Source organism: Thermodesulfobacteriota bacterium, from assembly GCA_040753795.1.
In the GTDB taxonomy this organism is placed as follows: domain Bacteria; phylum Desulfobacterota; class Desulfobacteria; order Desulfobacterales; family Desulfosudaceae; genus JBFMDX01.
Genome location: JBFMDX010000015.1, coordinates 42842 through 63554, shown reverse-complemented (window position 1 = coordinate 63554; position 20713 = coordinate 42842). Strand labels below are relative to the sequence as shown.

General features: G+C 55.5%; 18 protein-coding genes. 15 read left to right on the top strand and 3 right to left on the bottom strand.

The features are described 5' to 3' along the window. The first annotated feature begins 10 nt into the window (after window positions 1–10). The 7 genes from AB1724_15555 (at window position 11) to AB1724_15525 (ending at window position 7202) form a co-directional block, all read left to right on the top strand. The gene (locus AB1724_15555; protein MEW6079223.1) at window positions 11–2125 is read left to right on the top strand and encodes a SulP family inorganic anion transporter; all 2115 of its coding nucleotides are present in this window, start codon (window positions 11–13) and stop codon (window positions 2123–2125) included. A gap of 31 nt (window positions 2126–2156) precedes the next feature. Further along, window positions 2157–3392, top strand: a complete 1236-nt coding sequence (locus AB1724_15550) for a response regulator (GenBank protein ID MEW6079222.1) — start codon at window positions 2157–2159, stop codon at window positions 3390–3392. A gap of 29 nt (window positions 3393–3421) precedes the next feature. Next, window positions 3422–5191 (top strand): ATP-binding protein, encoded by a 1770-nt coding sequence (locus AB1724_15545; protein MEW6079221.1) that lies wholly within the window; start codon window positions 3422–3424, stop codon window positions 5189–5191. After that, window positions 5172–5525, top strand: a complete 354-nt coding sequence (locus AB1724_15540; protein MEW6079220.1) for a response regulator — start codon at window positions 5172–5174, stop codon at window positions 5523–5525. Before AB1724_15545 ends, AB1724_15540 begins: the two co-directional genes overlap by 20 nt. 13 nt (window positions 5526–5538) lie before the next feature. Beyond that, a complete protein-coding gene (locus AB1724_15535; protein ID MEW6079219.1) occupies window positions 5539–6207 on the top strand; it encodes a histidine kinase dimerization/phospho-acceptor domain-containing protein in 669 nt (222 codons plus the stop codon). 60 nt (window positions 6208–6267) lie between these two features. Further along, on the top strand, window positions 6268–6696 hold the full coding sequence (locus AB1724_15530) for a response regulator (protein MEW6079218.1): 429 nt from the start codon (window positions 6268–6270) through the stop codon (window positions 6694–6696). Window positions 6697–6806: 110 nt separating this feature from the next. After that, window positions 6807–7202, top strand: coding sequence for a prepilin-type N-terminal cleavage/methylation domain-containing protein (locus tag AB1724_15525; protein MEW6079217.1), 396 nt, complete (start codon window positions 6807–6809; stop codon window positions 7200–7202). Window positions 7203–7234: 32 nt separating this feature from the next. Here AB1724_15525 and AB1724_15520 read toward each other — a convergent pair whose 3' ends face one another. Both AB1724_15520 and AB1724_15515 read right to left on the bottom strand, forming a co-directional pair. Continuing rightward, the gene (locus tag AB1724_15520; GenBank protein ID MEW6079216.1) at window positions 7235–7885 is read right to left on the bottom strand and encodes a hypothetical protein; all 651 of its coding nucleotides are present in this window, start codon (window positions 7883–7885) and stop codon (window positions 7235–7237) included. 82 nt (window positions 7886–7967) lie between these two features. Next, entirely contained in the window at window positions 7968–8804 is an 837-nt protein-coding gene (locus AB1724_15515; protein ID MEW6079215.1) for a cytidylate kinase-like family protein, read from the bottom strand. Window positions 8805–9137: 333 nt separating this feature from the next. Between AB1724_15515 and AB1724_15510 the strand changes: the two genes are divergently transcribed. The 8 genes from AB1724_15510 (at window position 9138) to AB1724_15475 (ending at window position 18096) form a co-directional block, all read left to right on the top strand. Beyond that, window positions 9138–10277, top strand: a complete 1140-nt coding sequence (locus AB1724_15510) for an acyl-CoA dehydrogenase family protein (GenBank protein MEW6079214.1) — start codon at window positions 9138–9140, stop codon at window positions 10275–10277. 97 nt (window positions 10278–10374) lie between these two features. Further along, entirely contained in the window at window positions 10375–12375 is a 2001-nt protein-coding gene (locus AB1724_15505) for a transglycosylase SLT domain-containing protein (GenBank protein ID MEW6079213.1), read from the top strand. Window positions 12376–12847: 472 nt separating this feature from the next. Then, complete coding sequence (locus tag AB1724_15500; protein ID MEW6079212.1) at window positions 12848–14539, top strand: ATP-binding protein; 1692 nt, start codon at window positions 12848–12850, stop codon at window positions 14537–14539. A gap of 104 nt (window positions 14540–14643) precedes the next feature. Beyond that, on the top strand, window positions 14644–15081 hold the full coding sequence (locus AB1724_15495) for a response regulator (GenBank protein MEW6079211.1): 438 nt from the start codon (window positions 14644–14646) through the stop codon (window positions 15079–15081). 7 nt (window positions 15082–15088) lie between these two features. Then, window positions 15089–15499, top strand: a complete 411-nt coding sequence (locus AB1724_15490; protein ID MEW6079210.1) for a response regulator — start codon at window positions 15089–15091, stop codon at window positions 15497–15499. Window positions 15500–15570: 71 nt separating this feature from the next. Further along, window positions 15571–16698 carry a response regulator gene (locus AB1724_15485; GenBank protein MEW6079209.1) on the top strand — a complete coding sequence of 376 codons (1128 nt, stop codon included), beginning with the start codon at window positions 15571–15573 and terminating at the stop codon, window positions 16696–16698. 49 nt (window positions 16699–16747) lie between these two features. Then, a complete protein-coding gene (locus AB1724_15480) occupies window positions 16748–17680 on the top strand; it encodes a universal stress protein (GenBank protein MEW6079208.1) in 933 nt (310 codons plus the stop codon). 5 nt (window positions 17681–17685) lie between these two features. After that, a complete protein-coding gene (locus AB1724_15475) occupies window positions 17686–18096 on the top strand; it encodes a response regulator (GenBank protein ID MEW6079207.1) in 411 nt (136 codons plus the stop codon). A 10-nt stretch (window positions 18097–18106) separates the two neighbouring features. On the opposite strand, the gene AB1724_15470 is transcribed toward AB1724_15475, so the two are convergent. After that, window positions 18107–20710: a PEP/pyruvate-binding domain-containing protein gene (locus AB1724_15470; protein ID MEW6079206.1), complete on the bottom strand. Its 2604-nt coding sequence runs from the start codon at window positions 20708–20710 to the stop codon at window positions 18107–18109. Window positions 20711–20713 lie beyond the last annotated feature (3 nt).

The window sequence follows — 20713 nt, the reverse complement described above, 5'->3', positions numbered from 1 at the left end:
TGGCGACGGTATGATCAACAAGATTTTCCCCTTTATGGCCTGGTTGCGGGGCTATAATCTGGACAAGTTCAAGGCGGACGGAATCGCCGGGCTGACCGTGGCGCTGGTGCTGATTCCTCAATCCATGGCTTATGCTCAGCTGGCGGGTATGCCCTCCTACTATGGTCTGTATGCCTCTTTCCTGCCGCCGATGATCGCGGCTCTGTTCGGCTCCAGCCGCCAGCTGGCGACCGGCCCGGTGGCGGTGGTGTCCCTGATGACCTCCGCCTCTCTGGCCCCTCTGGCGACGGCAGGCAGCGAGGGCTACATCACCTATGCCATCATGCTGTCCCTGATGGTCGGCTTCTTTCAGTTTTCCCTGGGCGTGCTGCGGCTGGGGCTGGTGGTCAACTTCCTTTCCCACCCGGTGGTCAACGGCTTTACCAATGCCGCCGCCATCATTATCGCCACTTCCCAGCTTTCCAAGATGTTCGGCGTCGATGTGGACAACGCCGTCCATCATTATGAAACCGTCGTCCGCACGGTAGAGGCCGCCATCCACTATACGCACTGGCCCACGCTCTTCATGGGGATTCTGGCCTTTGCCATCATGGTGGTGTTAAAGCGGATCAATCCCCGGATACCCAATGTGCTGGTGGCGGTGGCGGTCACTACCGTCATGGCCTGGCTGATGGGATTTGAATACAATAAACCGGTCCCCCTTACGGCTGTCCAGAATGCCGACGTGCACGAAAAAGCGTCCGGCTACAACAGTCGGATGGAACAGGTCAAAACGCTGGTGGAAGAACGCACCGGCATCATGAAGGCACTGGATGAAGCGAAAACCAGTCATGACGCTCTGGCCTTGATGGAAGCCGAACACGCCATGCGGGTGATCAACTATAAAATCGACGCGCTCAATGAGGAAGCCGGCCTGTTTCGTGAGGAACTGCGATCCTTTCTTTTCCTGGCCGACAAGGATGAAAATTTCTTTTATCTGAAAGATGACCCCGCCGCCCGAGACCTGAACGGCCGGGTCTGGCGAATCAAGGTGCGTGAGGCGCCCCTGAACCCGGAAAAAATCACCATGATCGGCGGCGGTGCGGTGGTGGGCACGGTGCCTAAGGGACTGCCGTCCATGTCCATCCCCAGGGTGGATCTGAAAATCATGAGTCATCTCTTTCCTTACGCGGCCATCATTTCCCTTCTGGGCTTCATGGAGGCCATCTCCATCGCCAAAGCCATGGCCGCCAAAACCGGTCAGCGGCTTGACCCCAACCAGGAACTGATCGGCCAGGGACTAGCCAACATGATCGGCGCCGTCGGGAAAAGCTACGCCGTTTCAGGCTCTTTTTCCCGTTCCGCCGTCAACCTTCAGGCCGGGGCCCTGACCGGCCTGTCCAGCGCGGTCACCTCCCTGACGGTGGTGGTTACGCTCTTTTTCTTCACCCCCCTGCTCTACCACCTGCCCCAGGCCGTGCTGGCCGCGGTCATCATGATGGCGGTCATCGGCCTGATCAACGTCAGCGGTTTCGTGCACGCCTGGAAGGCCCAGTGGTACGACGGCGCCATCTCCATCCTTTCCTTTATCTGTACCCTGATCTTTGCCCCGCACCTGGACAAGGGCATCATGGTGGGAGTGGTGCTGTCCCTGTGCGTCTTCCTTTACAAGAGCATGCGGCCCACGGTGGCGTCGCTCTCCCGCAAGGAAGACGACGCTTTCCGGGCCGCCATGATCCACGGCCTGCAGAAGTGCAAGTATATCGATCTGGTGCGGTTCGACGGCCCGCTGTTTTTCGCCAACGCCAGCTATCTGGAAGACAAGATCAGCGACCGCATGACCAATCACAAGGACCTGCGCCATATTATCATCGCCGCCAACGCCATCAACGACATCGATGCCTCCGGTGAAGAGACCCTGTCCCTGCTGGTTGACAATGTCCGCAGCGCGGGTGTAAAAATTTCTTTTAGCGGGGTCAACGAATCGGTGATGAAGGTGTTGGAGCGCACTCATCTTCTGGCCAAAATCGGTCAGGATAACATCTATCCGACCATGGAAAAAGCGGTTTGCGCCATTCACGCCGACGCCCATCAGCATTCGGATGAGCCCAACTGCCCGCTGATAACGGTATGCCGCATTTCATAACAACCAAACGTGGGAAAAAGGAAAACATATCATGTCTACGTTAGCGATTTTCAGCGGAACGTACTGCAACGCCGAACCGGTCATCGAGGACTGCCGTCGGAAAACCGGCCACAGGATGATTACCGACGCCGCCCTGGTATCGGAAGCAGCCCGGCTGTCAGGTATGACGGAGAAAAAAATCGAAAGTGCTTTTCAGCCCAAGGCATCAGTTTTCAACCCGTTTACCCATGAAAAGGAACGGGCCATTGCTTATCTGCGCCTGGCCCTGGCCGATCTTCTTGACGCGGATAATTTAATTATTTCGGGATATTCCAGCCTGATGATTCCCGCCGATATCAGCCACGTGCTGCGGGTGTGCCTGGTGGCCGACGTCAAAAACCGGATCGAGACGGTTCGTCAGCAAAAAGTGCTCTCTGAAAAAGAGGCCGCGGCCCTGATTCGAAAGGACATGGAGGAAGCGGCGGTCTGGGTTAAAACCGTCAAGGGGGAAGATGATCCCTGGAAACCGGAACTTTATGATATGCTCGTGCCCACGGACAAGATTAAACCGAACGAGGCCGTGGACCTGATCGTTCAGCACATGAACGCCGATGTGGTCCAGCCGTCCAGCCGCTCCCGCCGGATGGTGGCTGATTTTCAGTTGGCGGCCAGGGCCGGAGAGGTTCTGGCCAGGGCCGGCCACAATGTTTCCACCCAGGCCCGGGACGGAAAGGTGATCATCACCATCAACAAACACGTGCTGATGCTCTCCCGCCTGGAAGAGGAACTGAAATCTCTGGCGGGAAAAATCCCCGGTGTCAAAAGTGTCGAGACCAGGGTCGGCGAAGCGTTTTACCAGACCGATATCTACCGCAAGTACGATTTCCAGATACCCTCGAAAGTGCTGCTGGTCGATGACGAACGCGAATTCGTCCAGACCCTGTCCGAACGCCTGATCATGAGGGACATGGGTTCGGCCGTGGCCTACGACGGTGAATCGGCCCTGAGCATGGTGGCCGAAGAGGAACCCGAAGTGATGATCCTGGATTTGAAAATGCCCGGCATCGACGGTATCGAGGTTCTGCGCCGTGTCAAGGCCACCCGGCCGGACATCGAGGTCATCATTCTTACCGGACACGGCTCCGAAGCTGATAGAAAAGTGTGCATGGAACTGGGGGCTTTTGCCTATCTGCATAAACCGGTCAATATCGATGAACTCAGCGAAACCCTGAAAAAAGCCAACGAAAAGGTCCGGCAGAAAAAATCAGTCGGCGGAAAACGTGACTGATAACGACCGTCCCTAATCGTGATAACATCATGGAAATAAAACGATCCTTCAAACTTTTCTTTCCCGTCTTCCGGCGCCAGGATGACGCTTCCCCGGGACGATACGACCGCTATATGTTCAACTACGGCCGTCTCTGGAAATCGGCGGTCATGCTGACCGGCCTGTCCGCCATCATCCCCCTGCTGCTGGTATCCTGGGTCGACTTCAACGTCACCCAGCGGGCGGTGGAATCGGAAAGCCTGGCCCGGACCTCCCGCACCGTTTCCAATGCCAAGCGGACCATCGCGGCCTTTCTGGCCAAACGGAAAGCGGCTCTTGATTTTATCGCCAATGACAATTCCTATGAACGGCTGCTGGACTCCGGCCGGCTGACCCGTCTGCTGGACAACCTGCGGCTGGCCATCGGCGGGGTAACGGATATCGGCGTGATCGACGCTTCGGGAAACCAGGTCGCCTACAGCGGCCCTTACCCCCTGGCAGGCAAGGATTACAGCAACCAGCAGTGGTTCCAGGAAGCCATAAACCGGGGCATGTTCATCAGCGAAGTGTTCATGGGGTTCCGTAACGAGCCTCATTTCGTGATCGCCGTCCGTCACGGAAATTCGGATCAGGGATTTTTTGTGCTGCGCATATCCATCGACACGGGCCGGCTGAACGAGCAGTTGTCGGGTTTTGAGCTGAGCGAAAAAGGCAACGCTTTTATTGTCAATACCCAGGGAATTCTGCAGACCCCCTCCCGGGGCCATGAAAAAATGTTTGAAAAAATCGAATTCCCGATTCCCGTTTATTCCGACAAAACCGAGGTGGTTCAATATCACAGTTCCGCTGAAGGCGAATATATCCTGGGTTATGCCTATATTCCCGACAGTCCCTTTATCCTGATGATCGTCAGCAAGACCGGAGAACTCATGGAATCGTGGCACCGGACCCGCATCGAGATGCTGGTTTACCTGCTGGGCGGCATCGTCATCGTGCTGTTCGCGGTCACCGGATTCGCCACCTACTTCGTCAACCGGATTTACATCGCCGATCAACGCCGCATCCGCAGCCTGCATCAGGTGGAGTATGCCAACAAGCTGGCCTCCATCGGCCGGCTGGCCGCCGGCGTGGCCCATGAAATCAACAACCCCCTGGCGGTGATCAATGAAAAGGCCGGGCTGATCAAGGATATTTTCCAGTTCACGGAAAAATATTCCGGAGACGCCAAGCTTATCGGCCTGGTGGATTCGATTCACGATTCCGTGACCCGCTGCGGCAAAATCACCAAGCAGCTGCTCAGCTTCGCCCGCCATATGGATACCAGTGTCCAGCCGGTCGACATCAAGGCGGTCATCTCCGACGTACTGGGTTTTCTGGGCAAGGAGGCTGAATACCGTAACATTACCATTTCCGTCGACGTTCCCCCGGATATACCCCGGTTTGAATCCGACCGGGGCAAGCTGCAGCAGATTCTGCTGAACCTGATCAACAATTCCTTTGCCGCCCTGTCAGAAGGTGGCACCCTTTACATATCGGCAAAGCGAATCGCTGACCAAATGTTGCGCCTCCAGGTGAAAGATACCGGCTGCGGAATTCCGGACAAGGATATCAAACGCATTTTCGAACCTTTTTTCTCCACCAAGGCCCAGTCCGGCGGCACCGGGCTGGGCCTTTCCATCACCTATTCCCTGACGCAGGAACTGGGCGGATCGATCGACGTGGAGAGCCGGGTCGGAGTGGGCACCACCTTTACTATTACACTGCCGCTGACACCCCGGCCGGAAACAAAGGAGAACAATGATGAAACTGCTCCTGGTTGATGATGAAAAAGATTTTGTGGCCACGTTGGCCGAACGACTGGCCTTAAGGCACATTGAAGCCGACTGGGCCACCAGCGCCAGAGAAGCCGAGGAACTGATCAAGACGCGCCGTTATGACCTGGTGGTGCTGGATGTCAAGATGCCGCACATGGGAGGCCGGCAGTTAAAACAGATCATTGAAAAACAGCTGCCGGGGGTTAAGACAATTTATCTGACCGGACACGGTTCCGAAGAGGATTACCGTGCCGGCGTAGCCGAGGCGGAATATTACCTGCTCAAGCCTATCAGTATTGATGACCTGATCGCCAAAATAAATGACGCGCTGTCCAGGTAAAGGAGACTCACGCATGGGAAACCGACCGATTCCGGAAGAGACGGGGCTTACCTTTTATTCCAAAATCTCCGCCTCCATTTCTCACGAACTGAAGAACGCCCTGGCGGTGATCAACGAAAGCGCCGGTTTTCTGGAGGATGTCACCCTGATGGCCAAAAAAGGGGTCCCCCTGGATCCCGGACGCCTGGGTTCCCTGGCCGGGACCATTCTCAAGCAGGTGCAGCGGGCCAACACCATCATCAAGAACATGAACCGCCTGGCTCACAGTCTGGATGAGAAACAGGCCGCCGTCGATATCTCCTCCCTGCTGGAACTGATGCTGCGCGTTTCGGATCGGATTGCCGTCAACCGGGGAATTGAAATCAGCTCCACGACAGGGGAAGACCCGATTTCCATCAACACGTGCCCTTTCTTTCTGGAAACCCTGATCTGGCTTCTGCTGGACCTGTCCATGGATACGTGCGGAACGACAAAAAAGATAAACGTAAGCGCCAAACGATCCGGGGCCGGCGCGGAAATCGTATTTTCCGGGCTGATGGAGTTGGCCGGATCCCAGGCCGACGAGCTTCTGAACGGAAAAACGGCGCCGCTGCTGCATGCACTGGGTGCGAAACTGCGGGCGATCGAAGAAGAAGGCCGGTTGATCGTGTCCCTTCCGGCCGGCTGTCCGGCGTTGCCTTGAAAAAGCGCCGGCACTATAATAAATTATCTGGTAATTACTAACGTCATAAGGAGGCGTATCATGACAGACAAGGTTCTGATTGTGGATGATGAAAAAGATTTCCTGGATCTTATTTCCGAGCGGCTGAAAACGCGGGACATGAACGTGTCTACCGTTACCAACGCCAGGGACGCTATCTCCCTGATCGACAAGGAGTCCTATGACGCGGTGGTGCTGGATCTCCAGATGCCGGAAATGGACGGCCTGGAGGCCCTCAAGCGGATCAAGGAGAAGAACCCCGACGTGCAGGTCATCCTGCTGACCGGACATGCCACGGTGGAAAAAGGGGTCCAGGCCATGAAGCTCGGCGCCATGGATCTGATTGAAAAACCGGCGGATCTGGCCACCATCATCGACCGCATCAAGCGGGCCAAGGCGGAAAAGATCATTCTGGTGGAAAAAAAGAGCGAGCAGCGCATTCGTGACATCCTGACCCGCAAAGCCTGGTAGGGCCCGGAAGGAAGACCCCATCGCTCATTGCCCGTGACAATTAATTATTGACATGAGGCGCTCATTCGTTTATATAGTTGAAAAAACAGAAAGTTACAATCGAGGGGGCCATGTCGGAAAACCATTATCCAGGAACGGGGAGGCAGGGATTTACGCTGATCGAACTGATGATCGTTGTCGCCATTCTCGGGTTGCTGGCGATCATGGCCATACCGAATTATATTTCCTACCGCAATAAAGCCTTTTGCAGTCACGCCGAGGCGGACGCGTCCATCATTGCCGGTGAGATCGCGTCCTATTTCGCTATTCCGTCTCATACCACCATCGATAAAAGCCAGATTGCGCCCACCCCCCTTACCAATGCCACCTGGGATATTATTTCCGCCGACCCCAATCTGTGCATTACGATTACGGTCCAGGACGACTCCGGAAGGTGTTCACGCAGCTATCAGGAAAAAATGGCGGGATGGAAAGACGGCGTATATACCAAGACCATTCGCCGTTAAGTGCGCCGGAACGCGGGGGGCAGCCCCGAAAATCAATACTGCCAGTTCATGACGCCGAAGGCGAAGATATTCATGACAACAGCCGCCGCATATATCGCCCCCGAATAAAGGATTCTGGTCCGTATGGTTTTCAGACTGATGACCAGCATGGGGCTTAAGAAAAGGAAGAAATAGGCGCAGAAGATCGGCAGCACGCCCGTGGGGGTAAGGCTCCAGAATTTATATGACCAGACCAGATGCCCTCCCATGTTCAGCAGACCTTCCACGAAAACGCACAAAACCGCGTAGCCGACAACCCAGAAGAATTTTTCCGGCACCGCCAGAATTCTGGCTGTTTTGTCGCCGGAAAGGGTGTGGGTGTAAATGATGCCGGCGATCATGAACATGAACATGATCTCGATATTCCATCCGACCATGGTCCTTAAGGCTGTCTCTCCCGGCGTGGTCCAGAGCGCCGAGTACCGCGAAAAGCGAAAAATCCAGCCGTTGATGGTTTCAAACAGAAAATCGGTGCCAAACAGGGTCAGCCCCGCGAAAACGGCATCCCAGTTGCCCGTCTCCCGGGCTTTCTTGATTTCCAGGACATAAATATAAAGAACCATCGCCAGCAGGGGGATGACATACCACTTGAGAGCGGATAAATGCCTGAGGCCGTCAAGGGCAAGCGCTGATTCCGCTGTCATGACTGACTCCTGTCCCCGTCATCATTCCCGGGTGGCCCGGGGAAAATTTCTCAATCCGGAGACACCCCGGGAACGAACGGATTTACAAGTTATGAAAAGGATTGACGGCATGATGTTCGCTGTCCGTCAAATCACCGTCCAGGATCACCTTCCGAACACCTTCCCGGACCGCCGCTACCGCCTTGATTTCCGCCAGCACCTGGGGTTTGATCTTTCTGACGGTATCGATACCGCTGATATGAACCACACCGTCCTCGGCCGTCACCTTCAGCATGGGCTCGAGTTCCACCACGGCCGCCTTTATTTCCGCCGCCAGCAGCAGGTTGTCCAGTATCCGCCTGGACTCCGGCGTCGCCTGGAAGATCGGAGCCTGAGCCATGCGGCAGATGATGTCCACGGCGTCGTCCACGGTGATGGTCTTGACATGCAGTACCAGATCGTAAAGCTGGCTATCCCAGGTATCAATACCATAAAGCTGAAGGCCCCAGCGCCGGCGTTCATCATCGTCCTTTTTAAGAATATAAAGCGCTTTTTCCCCGGTGATGTTTTCTCTTTTGATCTCTTCTTTCACGCGTTCGGCCATATCGGAGATCACTCTTATTTTAAACACATGCGGAATATGCTGCAGAAAATAATGGCCGGCCAGGCCGTGGTACACCACGTTATCCTTCTGAACACGTTTTAACAGGGCTTTGCGGATATAGCTGATATATCGTTCCTTGCCGTGGGTGAACCGGTCCAGGACCGACGGGGCGTCGTGAAGCGCCCGGACCAGACGGATTTCCGGTATGTTAAACTCTTCAGAGGCCTCCAGGAGGATATCCCGGGATATACATTCAAAACCCAGTCTGGCGGCGACTTTTTCGGCGACTTCTTTTCCCCGGCTGTACGAGCCCCGGGAGATGGTGATCACAGGCATGACGTGTTCCTTTTTCCGATTTGGTTGCTGAAACGATTACTGGCCGGACATTACCATACTTTCCAGGAAAAACAAAACCGGGTTATTTGTAAAATTCAGGGCTTGAACAGGTCGCTTCGTGATGTTGCGGGGTTAAGAGGTGTAGGGTGCAGGGTTTAAGGCTTGGGGTTTAGGATTCAGGGTTGAGGGTTGAGCGGCATTAAAAAGCTTGATGATCCGCGGTATTCGGATATATATAATGACCGTAACGTCTGGAAAGACCGCCTCACCGGAAAGTGATGTTGGTTTTATACGTTAAACCAAATACAGAAAGGGAACCCCATGGGCAACGAGATGTATTTCACCAAGGATCACGAAATGGTCCGCAAGGCAGTTCGGGATTTTGTGAACAAGGAGATCAATCCTTACGTGGACGAATGGGAGGAAAAAGGGATTGCTCCCCTTCATGAGCTGTTTAAAAAAATGGGCGATCTCGGCTTTCTGGGAATCCGTTACGATCAGAAATACGGCGGCATGGGACTGGACTACTGGTACGAACTGGTCTTCATCGAAGAGCTGTCCCTGATCAACTGCGGCGGCGTTCCCATGGCCATCCTGGTTCAGACCAACATGGCCACCCCGGCGATTGATCAGTTCGGCAGCGAACATCTCAAGGAAACGTATTTAAAACCGGCCATCGCCGGCGACATGGTGGCGTCCATCGCGGTGACGGAACCCGATGCCGGTTCGGACGTGGCGGCCATAAAAACCTTCGCCAGAAAAGACGGCGATTCTTACGTCATCAACGGCTCCAAAACCTACATCACCAACGGCACCCAGGCCGATTTTCTGACCCTGCTGGCCAGGACCAGCGAAACGCCCGGATACCATTCCTTCGGGCTGTTTGTCGTGCCCACCAACCTGCCGGGTTTTCATGTCAGCAAGAAACTGGACAAGATGGGCATGCGCAGCAGCGACACGGCCGAGCTCTTCTTCGACAACCTGAGGATTCCCGCTGAAAACCTCATCGGCCAGGAAGGGGAAGGGTTCATTTACCAGATGCAGCAGTTTCAGCATGAACGATTCTCCGCCCTGCCCGGCTGCTATATTTCAACCCGACGCGTGATCGATGAAACCGTGAAATTTCTGAAGCAGCGAATTGTTTTCGGCAAGCCCCTGATCAAGAAGCAGGTCCTGCAGCATCGCCTGGCCCTGTGGCTGTCCGAAATAGAGGCCATGCGGCAATTGACCTATCATATCGTGCGATTGAAAACAGCCGGCCAGGACGTCACCAAAGAGATTTCCATGGCCAAACTGTTCGGCGCCCGGCTGCTCAACAAGGTCATGGACGGCTGCCTGCAGATGCACGGCGGCATGGGTTACATGAATGAAATGGCCATTTCACGGGCCTTCCGGGATTCCCGGCTGATTTCCATCGGCGGCGGCGCTGACGAAATCATGTGTGAGATCATTTCCAAACTGGAAGGATTTTAAACCGGTCAAACCGGATTGCCTTTTTTTCGACAAGGAAAGGCCGTAGCAGGCGCGGCCTGAAGGACGCCCCTGCATTATCAGGCAGAAAACTGAAGCGATGAAACACAAATACCTTCTCCTCAACCTGGCGCTTTTCATGTGGATGACTATCCCCGGCACCGCCCGGGCCGCCGCGGAAACCGTGACGATCCCCCTCACCCTGGATTACGCCCTTATCCGCATGGCCTTGAATGAGCAGCTCTATGACCAGCCGGGCGGCCGGGCCGTTATCGTGGACGAAAAGACGGGGATAAACTCCACCTACATCGCCATCTGGAATCCGGAAATCCGTTCCGAAAACGGGTTAATCGTCACCGGCAGCAGTATCCAGGTCAAGCAGGGCGCCCGCCTGCTGGGCGCCCCCATAGATGTGTTCAAATGGGAGGGGTACATCGAGCTGTATCAGCGGGTCATCCTGGACGAAAAAGGAACCAGCGTCCGTCTGAAAGTGGTGGATTCGCGCCTGTATGCCGCCAGCCGCAAACCGGTGGCCATTGACCCGGCCGTTGTTGAAATGATTCAGGACCATATCCGGGACTTTTTCAGTGACCTCGCCTTTGATCTGGATCTTCCCATGGATGAAATCAGGGCGATCCTGCCCTCTTTCTTTGCCCGGGAAAACAAAGCGCAACTGGATCAACTGTTGTCGTCGCTGAAAGTCAGCGACCTGCGCGTGGACCCGGACGCGATCCGCCTGACGCTGTCCATGATCATTGAGACACCGCCGCCGGCAGCGGAAGAACCGCCCCTGGAACTGTCGGCCGAGGAGATGGAACGGGTGTCGGAACTCTGGGAGTTATGGGATGCTTTTCTGATCTACCAGATGGGAACACTTCTGCAGGGGCAATTGACGGACGAAGAACGGCAGCGCCTGTTGGAAACCCTGCTGGAGCTCCGCTATGGTTTTGTCCGGGCGGTGAACGATAAAACCGCCGGTAATGATCTGGTCAGACAGCAGTTTGTCTACGCCTGGGAGCAGTTATCCGGCATATTGAGAAACCGCCTGGGCGGGATATCCGGCCAGGGGAAAATGGTGAAATATCTGGCGTTCTTTACTGCCGCCGACGTCCTGTCCGCCCTGGACAAGCTGGGTCCGACCCTGGGCATTGAAATCAGCCGGGACGGCCTGATCCGCATGGCCCAGTTAATCAGCGACCAGGAAATCGACCTGGGATATTCCCTGGCGGTGGACGACAATCTCCGGAAACTGATGGGGTTCGCCCCGTCCATGGATGAAAGCGGTCCAGCCTATCATGGTCTGGAAATCCCGTTGCCGGAGGAGGGCGAGCCCGTTCCGCCGCAGAAAGACGAACTTGCCCCAGCGCAGGAAGGTGAGCCCGCACCACCTCAGGAAGTAGAACCGACTCCGCCTCAGGAAACAGCGCCCGCTCCGCCGGTGGAGGTGATTACCGGTTTTATCCTGCGACTTCTCATCGCCCCGGCATACGCGGAAGAGGCTCCCGCTCCACCGGACCTGGAGGCGCTCAAACAGTGGCTCGCTCCCAAAGACAATCTGGGACCCTATCTGGCCCGGGTTCGACAGGTACTGGAAAAAACCGCCGACGAAGCCCTGGCCAACAACAAGCTCGATGCCTCTCTCCAGCCCATGTACCGGCTGATGATCATGGCCACCGCCTGGCAGGAAAGCTGCTGGCGGCAGTTTATCACGGTCAAAGGCAATATGACGCCGCTCCTTTCCTATAACCAGTCCTCGGTGGGACTGATGCAGATCAACCAGCGCATCTGGCGGGGATTCTACAAGGTCGAAAGCCTGCGGTGGAATATCGAATATAATGCCAAAGCCGGCGCGGAAATCCTGGCTCACTATCTGAAAGATTACGCCCTGAAAAAAATGGATCCGGCCAACCCCTTGAGCCACGATTTACTCAGCCGGGCCTTATACGCCATGTATAACGGAGGCCCGGGGGATTTCAAAAAATTTCTCCAGCGTAACCAGACCCAGACTTTTTATGAAAGCGACAAGCTCTTCTGGGATAAATACAGTATGGCCAAGGCGGGAGAACTCGAAAAAGTGTCCATTTGTCTGACAGGCAAATAACCGTCTGCCGGCCGGGAAATGGGGATTGCATCAGGCATGACTCGTTCCGCCATTTTCCGGTTCTTCCCCACGCCTGTCGCAGACGCGATATCAGGTCAAAACACGCCTGCCGATTTTCTTTACAACCTGTAAAAACAATCAAATAAAAAAAATCTGTTTTGCCCCCCCGCTGAATTCAGATCACGATGCGGGCTAAAAATGTAGATCGGTATAAAATTGTTGGTAGCGTTCGCCGCCGAGATTGTGATACAACTTATTGAAAAAAAATAATAATCGGAAACAGGGCCGGGCCGGCATCGGAAAACCTTGTTTTTCGCGGACGGTTTTGAAAACTCCAGCGTTGTTGGCATACTTCATGAATCCTGATAATTGGAGTAGCCCATCGGCAGTGAGTAGCGACAACACCCGGATGTTGTTGCGAAGACGATCCCCTCTCTGCGGATAACCCAACGAAAAACAGTGAGTGCGCGAGATGACCAACGGCAAACAGAAAAATTACTACCAGTCGCTTTCCCGGAACATGATCGTCAGCGTGATTACGGTTTCTTTCGCTCCGATGCTGCTGGTCATTTTCATCCTGCTCCATCAATTCAGCACGGCCTATCATGAAAAAACCTATGCCCACCTGACTGAACTGGTGCAGAAGCACAAGCAGCAGATTGACACGTTTTTAAATGAAAAACTGGCCAATATCCGCTTTCTGGCCATCACCAGAACCTATGAGACCCTGAACGACAACGATTTTCTCGAAAAAAAGCTGTTTTATCTCCGTGAAGACTACGGCAATGTGTTCGTCGATCTGGGCATTGTGGATGGAAAAGGAGACCAGGTGGCCTACGCCGGTCCCCATGGCCTGGCCAACGTCAATTATGCCGGCGCCGACTGGTTCAAAAACGCCTGGGACAGTGACACGTATATCAGCGATGTGTTCCTGGGCTTCCGGGGAACACCCCATTTCATCATCACCGTCAAGCACAAAGACGACGAACGCCCGTTTCTGATCCGGGCGACCATCGATTTCATGGCCTTCAATTCCCTGGTTCAGAATCTGCGGATCGGCAAGACCGGTTACGCCTTTATCCTCAACCGGGACGGCAAATTCCAGACCCAGCCGACGGCGGGAATTACCATTGAGCCCAGCGAGTACATGTTCTTCTGGGAAGAGGTGGAGAAAGCGCATAACAACATCCTGATCACCCGCCTGGCCGATGATACGGACATGGATAATTTATATGCCGTGGGCAGCCTCAAAAACGGGGACTGGCTGCTTATCGTCAAGCAGCAGAGCGCCGACGCCTTTTCCGACCTGAAACGCATGCGGATAATTTCGCTGATTATTTTTCTTTTCGGCGGCGCCGCCATTGTGTTCATGGCCATATATATATCCCAGCGCATGGTCCGGCGCATCCGCAGGGCCGATATCGCCAAGGAAGGCATGAACCAGCAGATCATCGAAACCGGCAAAATGGCTTCCATCGGCGAACTGGCGGCGGGGATTGCCCATGAAATCAACAACCCGGTGGCCATCATGGTGGAGGAAGCCGGATGGATCGGCGATCTGCTGGAGGAAGAGGATCTGGCCGGAAGCGCCAACCTGAAAGAGTTCAAACGGGCGCTGGCCCAGATCAACACCCAGGGCAAAAGATGCAAGGAGATCACCCACAAGCTTTTAAGTTTCGCCAGAAAAACGGATTCCACCACCAAGGACGTTCAGATCAACGACCTGGTGGTGGAGATCGTCAATCTCTCCCGGCAGATGGCCAAATACAACAAAGTCGTCATCGAGACCGACCTCCAGAAAGATCTGCCTTACATCATGATCTCTCCCTCCGAAATGCAGCAGGTGCTGTTGAACCTGATCAATAACGCCCTGGATGCCATGGAAAAAACCGGCGGCGTCATCCGCATTTCCACCAAAGTCAGCGAGATCAAGCCCGGCCATATCGTCATTGTCGTGGAGGACACCGGACCCGGTATTCCCGAGGCCAATCTTCCCCGCATCTTCGACCCCTTCTTTACCACTAAACCCGTAGGCAAGGGAACCGGCCTGGGACTTTCCATCTGTTACGGGATCATTAATAAAATGGGAGGCAAAATTGACGTTCAGAGCGCCGTGGAAAAAGGAGCGCGCTTCCGGATCTGGGTCCCCTTCCAGCAGCAGTAACTGGCGCGGCGCGGGAACGCCGGTTGATTTTTTTCCGTGCTTCAAATATAAGTAAAATAATAATAACGGTTTTTTCAGTACCATATAAGAAAGGAGAGCATTCAATGGCAACGAGTTCCATCATGCTGGTGGATGACGAGGTTCCCTTTGTAGAGACCATGGCCAAGCGCCTGGACAAACGGGGGTTGAAAATCATTGCCGCCCACAGCGGTGATGAAGCGTTGACCCTTCTGGACAGGGAAGGTAGCGTGGATGTGATCATTCTGGATGTGAAAATGCCCGGCAGGGACGGTATTGAAACCCTGCGGGAGATTAAAAAACGTCATCCGCTGAAGGAAGTTATCATGCTGACCGGCCACGCCACCGTAGAAACCGCCATCGAAGGGATGAAGCTGGGTGCGTTTGATTATCTGATGAAACCCTGCGACATCGATACCCTGATCACCAAGGTAAAAGAAGCCGTCAGGAAGAAGCATTCCCATGACGAAAAGATTGAAAAAGCCAGAATCGACAAACTGATCCTCAACCGCGGGTATGACTAAATCCATCATGGACAGCAAAACCAAAACAGACCTGCCGGCCGCACCTGTCCGGCTCCTTCTGGTCGATGATGAGGAGGGATATGTCAATGTGCTGGCCAACCGCTTGAGAAAAAGAAACTTTGACGTGACATCGGCATACAGCGGCGGAGAGGCCATCCGGGCGGTAAGAGGAAAGGATTTTGACGTGGCCATCCTGGACCTGAAAATGGAGGACATGGACGGCATTGAGGTCCTGAAAATTTTCAACCAGATGGGGCTGTCCATGAAAGTCATCATGTTGACCGGGCACGGCTCCCAGGAGGCGGCCCGGGAAGGGTTGAAGCTGGGGGCCTTTGACTATCTGACCAAGCCCTGCGAACTCCAGGAACTGATCCAGAAAATTGATGAGGCGTATCGGAATACGGCGAACACTCCGTGAGTATCAGTGATCGACCGGTTGATTCCTCCCCGGGACAATATCAGGAAACGAAACACTAGGAGCGCGGATATATGGAATCCATACGCCTGCTGCTGGTGGATGACGAGACCGACTTCAGGGCACCGCTGAAAAAACGGCTCCAGAAAAAGGGATTTTTTGTCCTGGAGGCTGAAAACGGCGACCGTTGCCGGGCCGTTATGGAAAAAGAGCCCGTGGACGTGGTGATCCTGGACGTGAAAATGCCCGGCATGAACGGTCTGGAGGTACTGCGGTGGATCCGGGACCGTTTTCCCGGAACGGAGGCCATCCTCCTCACGGGCCATGCCAGTACCGCCGACGGCGTAGAGGGAATCAAAAAAGGCGCTTTTGACTACCTCACCAAACCGGTGGATTTTGAACACCTGACGCAGAAAATCATTCAGGCGGCTGAAAAAACAAAACACGAAAAAACAAAACAGGAGGAGGCGGAATTCAGGCACCGGATGACACAGCAACTGGCGGCCGCCCAGCGTCTCGCCTCACTTGGCACCCTGTCCACCGGCATCACCAGAGAAATTGAGAGGCCGCTGTCCGTTATCATCGAATGCACAGAATATTTAAGGCTGATGATGGGCAGGGCGGAAAACACGGCCATCCCCTGGAAAAAAGAGATTGACATCATTATCAGCAAAATGGAAGCCGCCAGTGACCGGATCGGACGCATTGTTCATCCATTGCTCGGCTTCACCCGGCAGACCGAAACGGTCACCGAACAAACCAATCTCAAGAGCCTGGTATCGGTCTGCGTAAAGTCGGCACTGGAACAGGCCAAGGGGAAAAATATCGACATCGTCCTCGACCTGGACCGGGCCGAAGGCGTCATCTGGAGTGATCCGGACGACGTGCGCCAGATTATCGGCAACCTGATCGCCAACGCCATTACCGCCGTTGAATCGGACGGCACCATCACGGTCGAACTGACCGATACGGACGCCGGCGTCCGACTTTCGGTAAAAGACGACGGATGTGGAATTTCCGGGGATGACCTGGAAAAAGTTTTCGAACCGTTTTTCACCACCCGGCCGGAAGAAAGTCCCGGGCTCGGGCTTTACGTGACGTCCGTTATTGTCGACCGCCTGGGTGGAAATATTGCTGTGTCCAGCCGGGTCAAGCAGGGAACAGTTTTCCAATTGACGCTGCCGCGCATCCGTGAAAATTGAGGCGCATAGTAACCATGACCAAACAGTTATCCAGACAAGGAGGCACACCATGACTAAAAAACTGAACGTATTAATGGCTTTTGACGGCTCCGACCAATCCATGGACGCGGTTCGGTACATCAGCCGCTTTTTCCCGGAAAACACCACCCATGTCAACCTCTTTCACGTCGCCACGGAAGTTCCGGAAGCCTTTCTGGATTTGAGCCGGGATCCTGTCGCCAGCCGCGCGATCTCCTCGGTGACCGCCTGGGCCGCGGGGATCAAGCAGAACATCACCAACGCGCTGACCAAGGCGACAACCATCCTGCGTGATGAGGGGTTCCCCGTTCAGGCGATCAAAGCGACTTACCATCACCGCAAAGCCGGTGTGGCCCGGGATATCCTGGCTGAATCCCGCAACGGATACGATGTGCTGGTGGTGGGCCGGTGCGGCATCAGCCGCATTCAGGAAGTGGTCCTGGGAAGCGTTGTCAACAAACTCCTGTCCGTCTCCGACCATCTGCCCATGGCTGTTATCGGCGGCTGCCCGGAAACCGAAAAAATTCTGATCGGTTTTGACGGTTCCACAGGCGCCTTCAAGGCGGTGGATTGCGTCTGCGACCTGATGGCCTCGGACGAACGGGACGTCATGCTCTGCCATGTGGTGAGGTCGCTGAACATTTTTCTCAATGATCAGCAGATTTTCGGGTCGGAAGAAGAAAAGTTGTGGCTGGACGAAACCCGCCAGGCGGTGGAAAAGCCCATGCTCGAGGCGGAGCAGAAACTGATCGACGCCGGCTTTCATCCCGGCCGGACCTGCAAACAGATTCTGGAAAACAAAATCACCCGCGCCGGCGGTATTGTCCAGGCGGCCAGGGAAGGCGGGTACGGCACCATCGTCATGGGCCGCCGCGGTCTTTCCGCCGTGGAGGAGTTTCTCATGGGCCGCGTCAGCCGCAAGGTCCTGCACATGGGCACCCAGCGGGCCGTCTGGATCGTATAAGACCCATGAGCGAAAATCTGTTCCCATCGGAAAAACCAGCCGTGCTGATCGTCGATGACGATAAAGCCCTGTGCCGGTCCATGCTGAAAATTTTCAACGTGCGCCATATCCCGGCGCAGGCGGTCAACGACGGCCGGGAGGCCCTGGAAGAACTTTCCCGCCGGATGTACGACGTGGTGCTGCTGGACGTGAAAATGCCCGGTCTCGACGGCATCGAGGTGCTGCAGGAAATGAGACGCCGCGGCATTACCGCCGAGGTAGTGGTACTGTCCGGTCACGCCTCCCTGGAAACGGCCGTGGAGATCGTCAAATACGGGGCCTATGACTATCTCCTCAAGCCCAGCGCCGTGGACGAAATCCTGCTGAAAATATCCGGCGCGTTCGATCAGAAGAAGGAAAAGGAAAAGGTCCGGTAGACCGGCGCGGTCAACCTTTTTCCGGTTCCGCCCGACAGGCCCGGGGTTTTTCCAGGTCGTAGCAGCCATCCAGAAACCGGGCGGACAGATCGTCAACGCTTCGCTCCGTGTTCATCAGCATGTCCATCTGCCGGGTAAAGATGAGCAGCCTTCCCAGGACGTCAAGCTTTTCCAGGACCAGTTCCATGGCCTGCTTGTTGAAACGGGCGGTGACCCGGTCTCCCTGGACCTCCACCAGAAAATCCCTGGCTTCAAGAATGTTGCGAATCAGCCGGGCCCGCCGGTTTCGCCGGACGTTGTCGGCGGCCCCGCCCTTGAACTGGAAATGAATGTAGTTTTTCATGGCCGTCTGCCCGCAGAAGGTATCCAGGATGCTATAGTGGTAGCCCACCCGGGAACTGAAGTTCACGTATTTGTCGGAAATAATCGCGTAGCTCCGATCCCCGAAACGTTCAACCACCGGATTCGGCGGCGCCAGCATCTGCTGGCTGACGACCGAAAGGAATCCCCGCACGTCGATGGGCCGGGGTTCAAGGGGTTTCAGGTCCTTGTGAAGCATGCCTTCCAGCAAAGCCCTGAAGGGCGTCGAAACGACATGATCGACGGTGATCTTTCTCGCCTTTTCCGGGGCGGCCAGTCCGCCGCCCAGGTCGATCACATACAGATCAATGGGCAGGGGCGCGGACAGCTTGACGGAAATGTGGCCGTGATCCGAGGTAAAATCGCTGATGTGAAAAATCTCGCCGTAAGACTTCTCGTGGGTAAACCGCACGATGTCATGGATGGTCCGGCAGTTGCCGGCCGTGAACCTGCGGGACCGGGGATTCTTTAAATGCAGCGGAACGACATGTTGCGCGAGTCTTTCCAGGACCTGATACACCGGCGTCTTTTTCATGAAGGCCCCGCGATGCCACTGAACATCCAGCAGTTCCTCCACCTTGCCGGCATAAACCCGGGAACCGAAGGCATCGACGGTAACGATCTCCCCCGGCTGAATGGCCTGGGTGGCGTTCTTGGTGTTGAGCAGCGCCGGAATCTTGTATTCACGGGCCAGGGAGGCCATGTGGCCGGTAATACTGCCCAGGTTGGTAACGATGGCCCGGGCCAGGGGCATGACGATGACGTATTCGGGGGAGGAATTGGCGGCGACCAGCACGCCGCCTTCGGGAAAGGAAAGCAGGTCTTCCTCGGAACGGACGATACAGGCCGGACCCCATCCGACGCCGGGGCTGGCCGCTTCACCGCCTTCGACCAGCACCGGGTATTGTTCGAAACGCTGCGGGGCGCAGGTCTCATCCCCGCACCGCTCGATCATCAGGGGCCGGCTCTGGAGAATGATCAGGTTCCCGTCGCCGTCCAGCGCCCATTCAATATCCTGGGGGCCCTGGAAATGCGCTTCCAGTTTCAGGGCGTATTCCGCCAGCCGCAGGGCCTGCTCATCGGTCAGACAGGGCGTCTGGCGGATATCCCCGCTGACGGGTGTTTCCATGAGATACCCGTCCGGGTTGGTCGTCAGTTCTACGGATTTGGAAGCAATCGTCTTTTTCAGCAGCGCCGGCGGTGAGGTCTTGGACACCTCGAAGGCATCCGGCGAAACGGTGCCGTCCACCACATAGGACCCCAGCCCCCAAGTGGCGTTGATGATGATGTTGTTTTCCGTCAGTTGAAAGGGATGGCGGGTATAGACGACCCCTCCGGCCCGGGCCCGGATCATTTCCAGACAGGCCACGCTCATGGCCGCTTCTTCAAAGGGGATCCCCATGTGCAGCCGGTAGGAAACGGCCCGCGGCGTGAACAGGCTGGCCAGCACCGCCTTGTACTTGCCGATCAGGTCCCCGGCGGGAACATTGAGAAAACTCTGGTACTGTCCGGCGTAGGATAGTTCGCTGTCCTCTCCGATGGCGCTGCTGCGCAGGGCCACCGGCACCGACCGCTCCGGGCTGATCTCCTGTTCATACGCCTTGAGGATCGCCTCCTCTACCGCCTTCGGGATTTCAGCCTCGATAATCAGCCGCTGAATATCATGACTGACCCGCATCAGGGACTGGGGATCCTCACCGCTGATTTCCATCTTCAGCTTGCGGATCTCATCCATGATATCGTTATACTCGATCAGTTCGTCAAAGGCGGTGGTGGTAATGGCAAACCCCCTGGGAATCGGCAGATGACAGCGGCTCTTCACTTCCCCGAGGTTGGCGTTCTTGCCGCCGACATAATCCACCATGTCGTGGGTGATGCGCGTGTAGGGAAGAACCACGTCCGGCAACCGGGGAACGTTCTTCAGTTCCAGTTCCTGATTCACGGCCGCCTGGATGCCGTTCAGCGTCCCATGCAGATCCGGATAGGTCCGCCCGGACAGATCCTCAAAACTCTTGACCATCCGGAAGGCATGATAAACAACCCGCACCATCTCCGACCGGATATAGGACATGCCGAAAACATACTGGCCGGTCAGCTTCTCCTCCATGCCGGCGATGATCTTCAGCAGTTCGGCGTTGGATTCCAGCAGCGCCTTGAAATTGACGTATTTTTTCCGGAAAATATTCATCATCCCGGCCGGATCATGTCCCGGCCCGGACTTCTTTTTCAGCAGCGCTTTGATCTGTTTCCACATGGG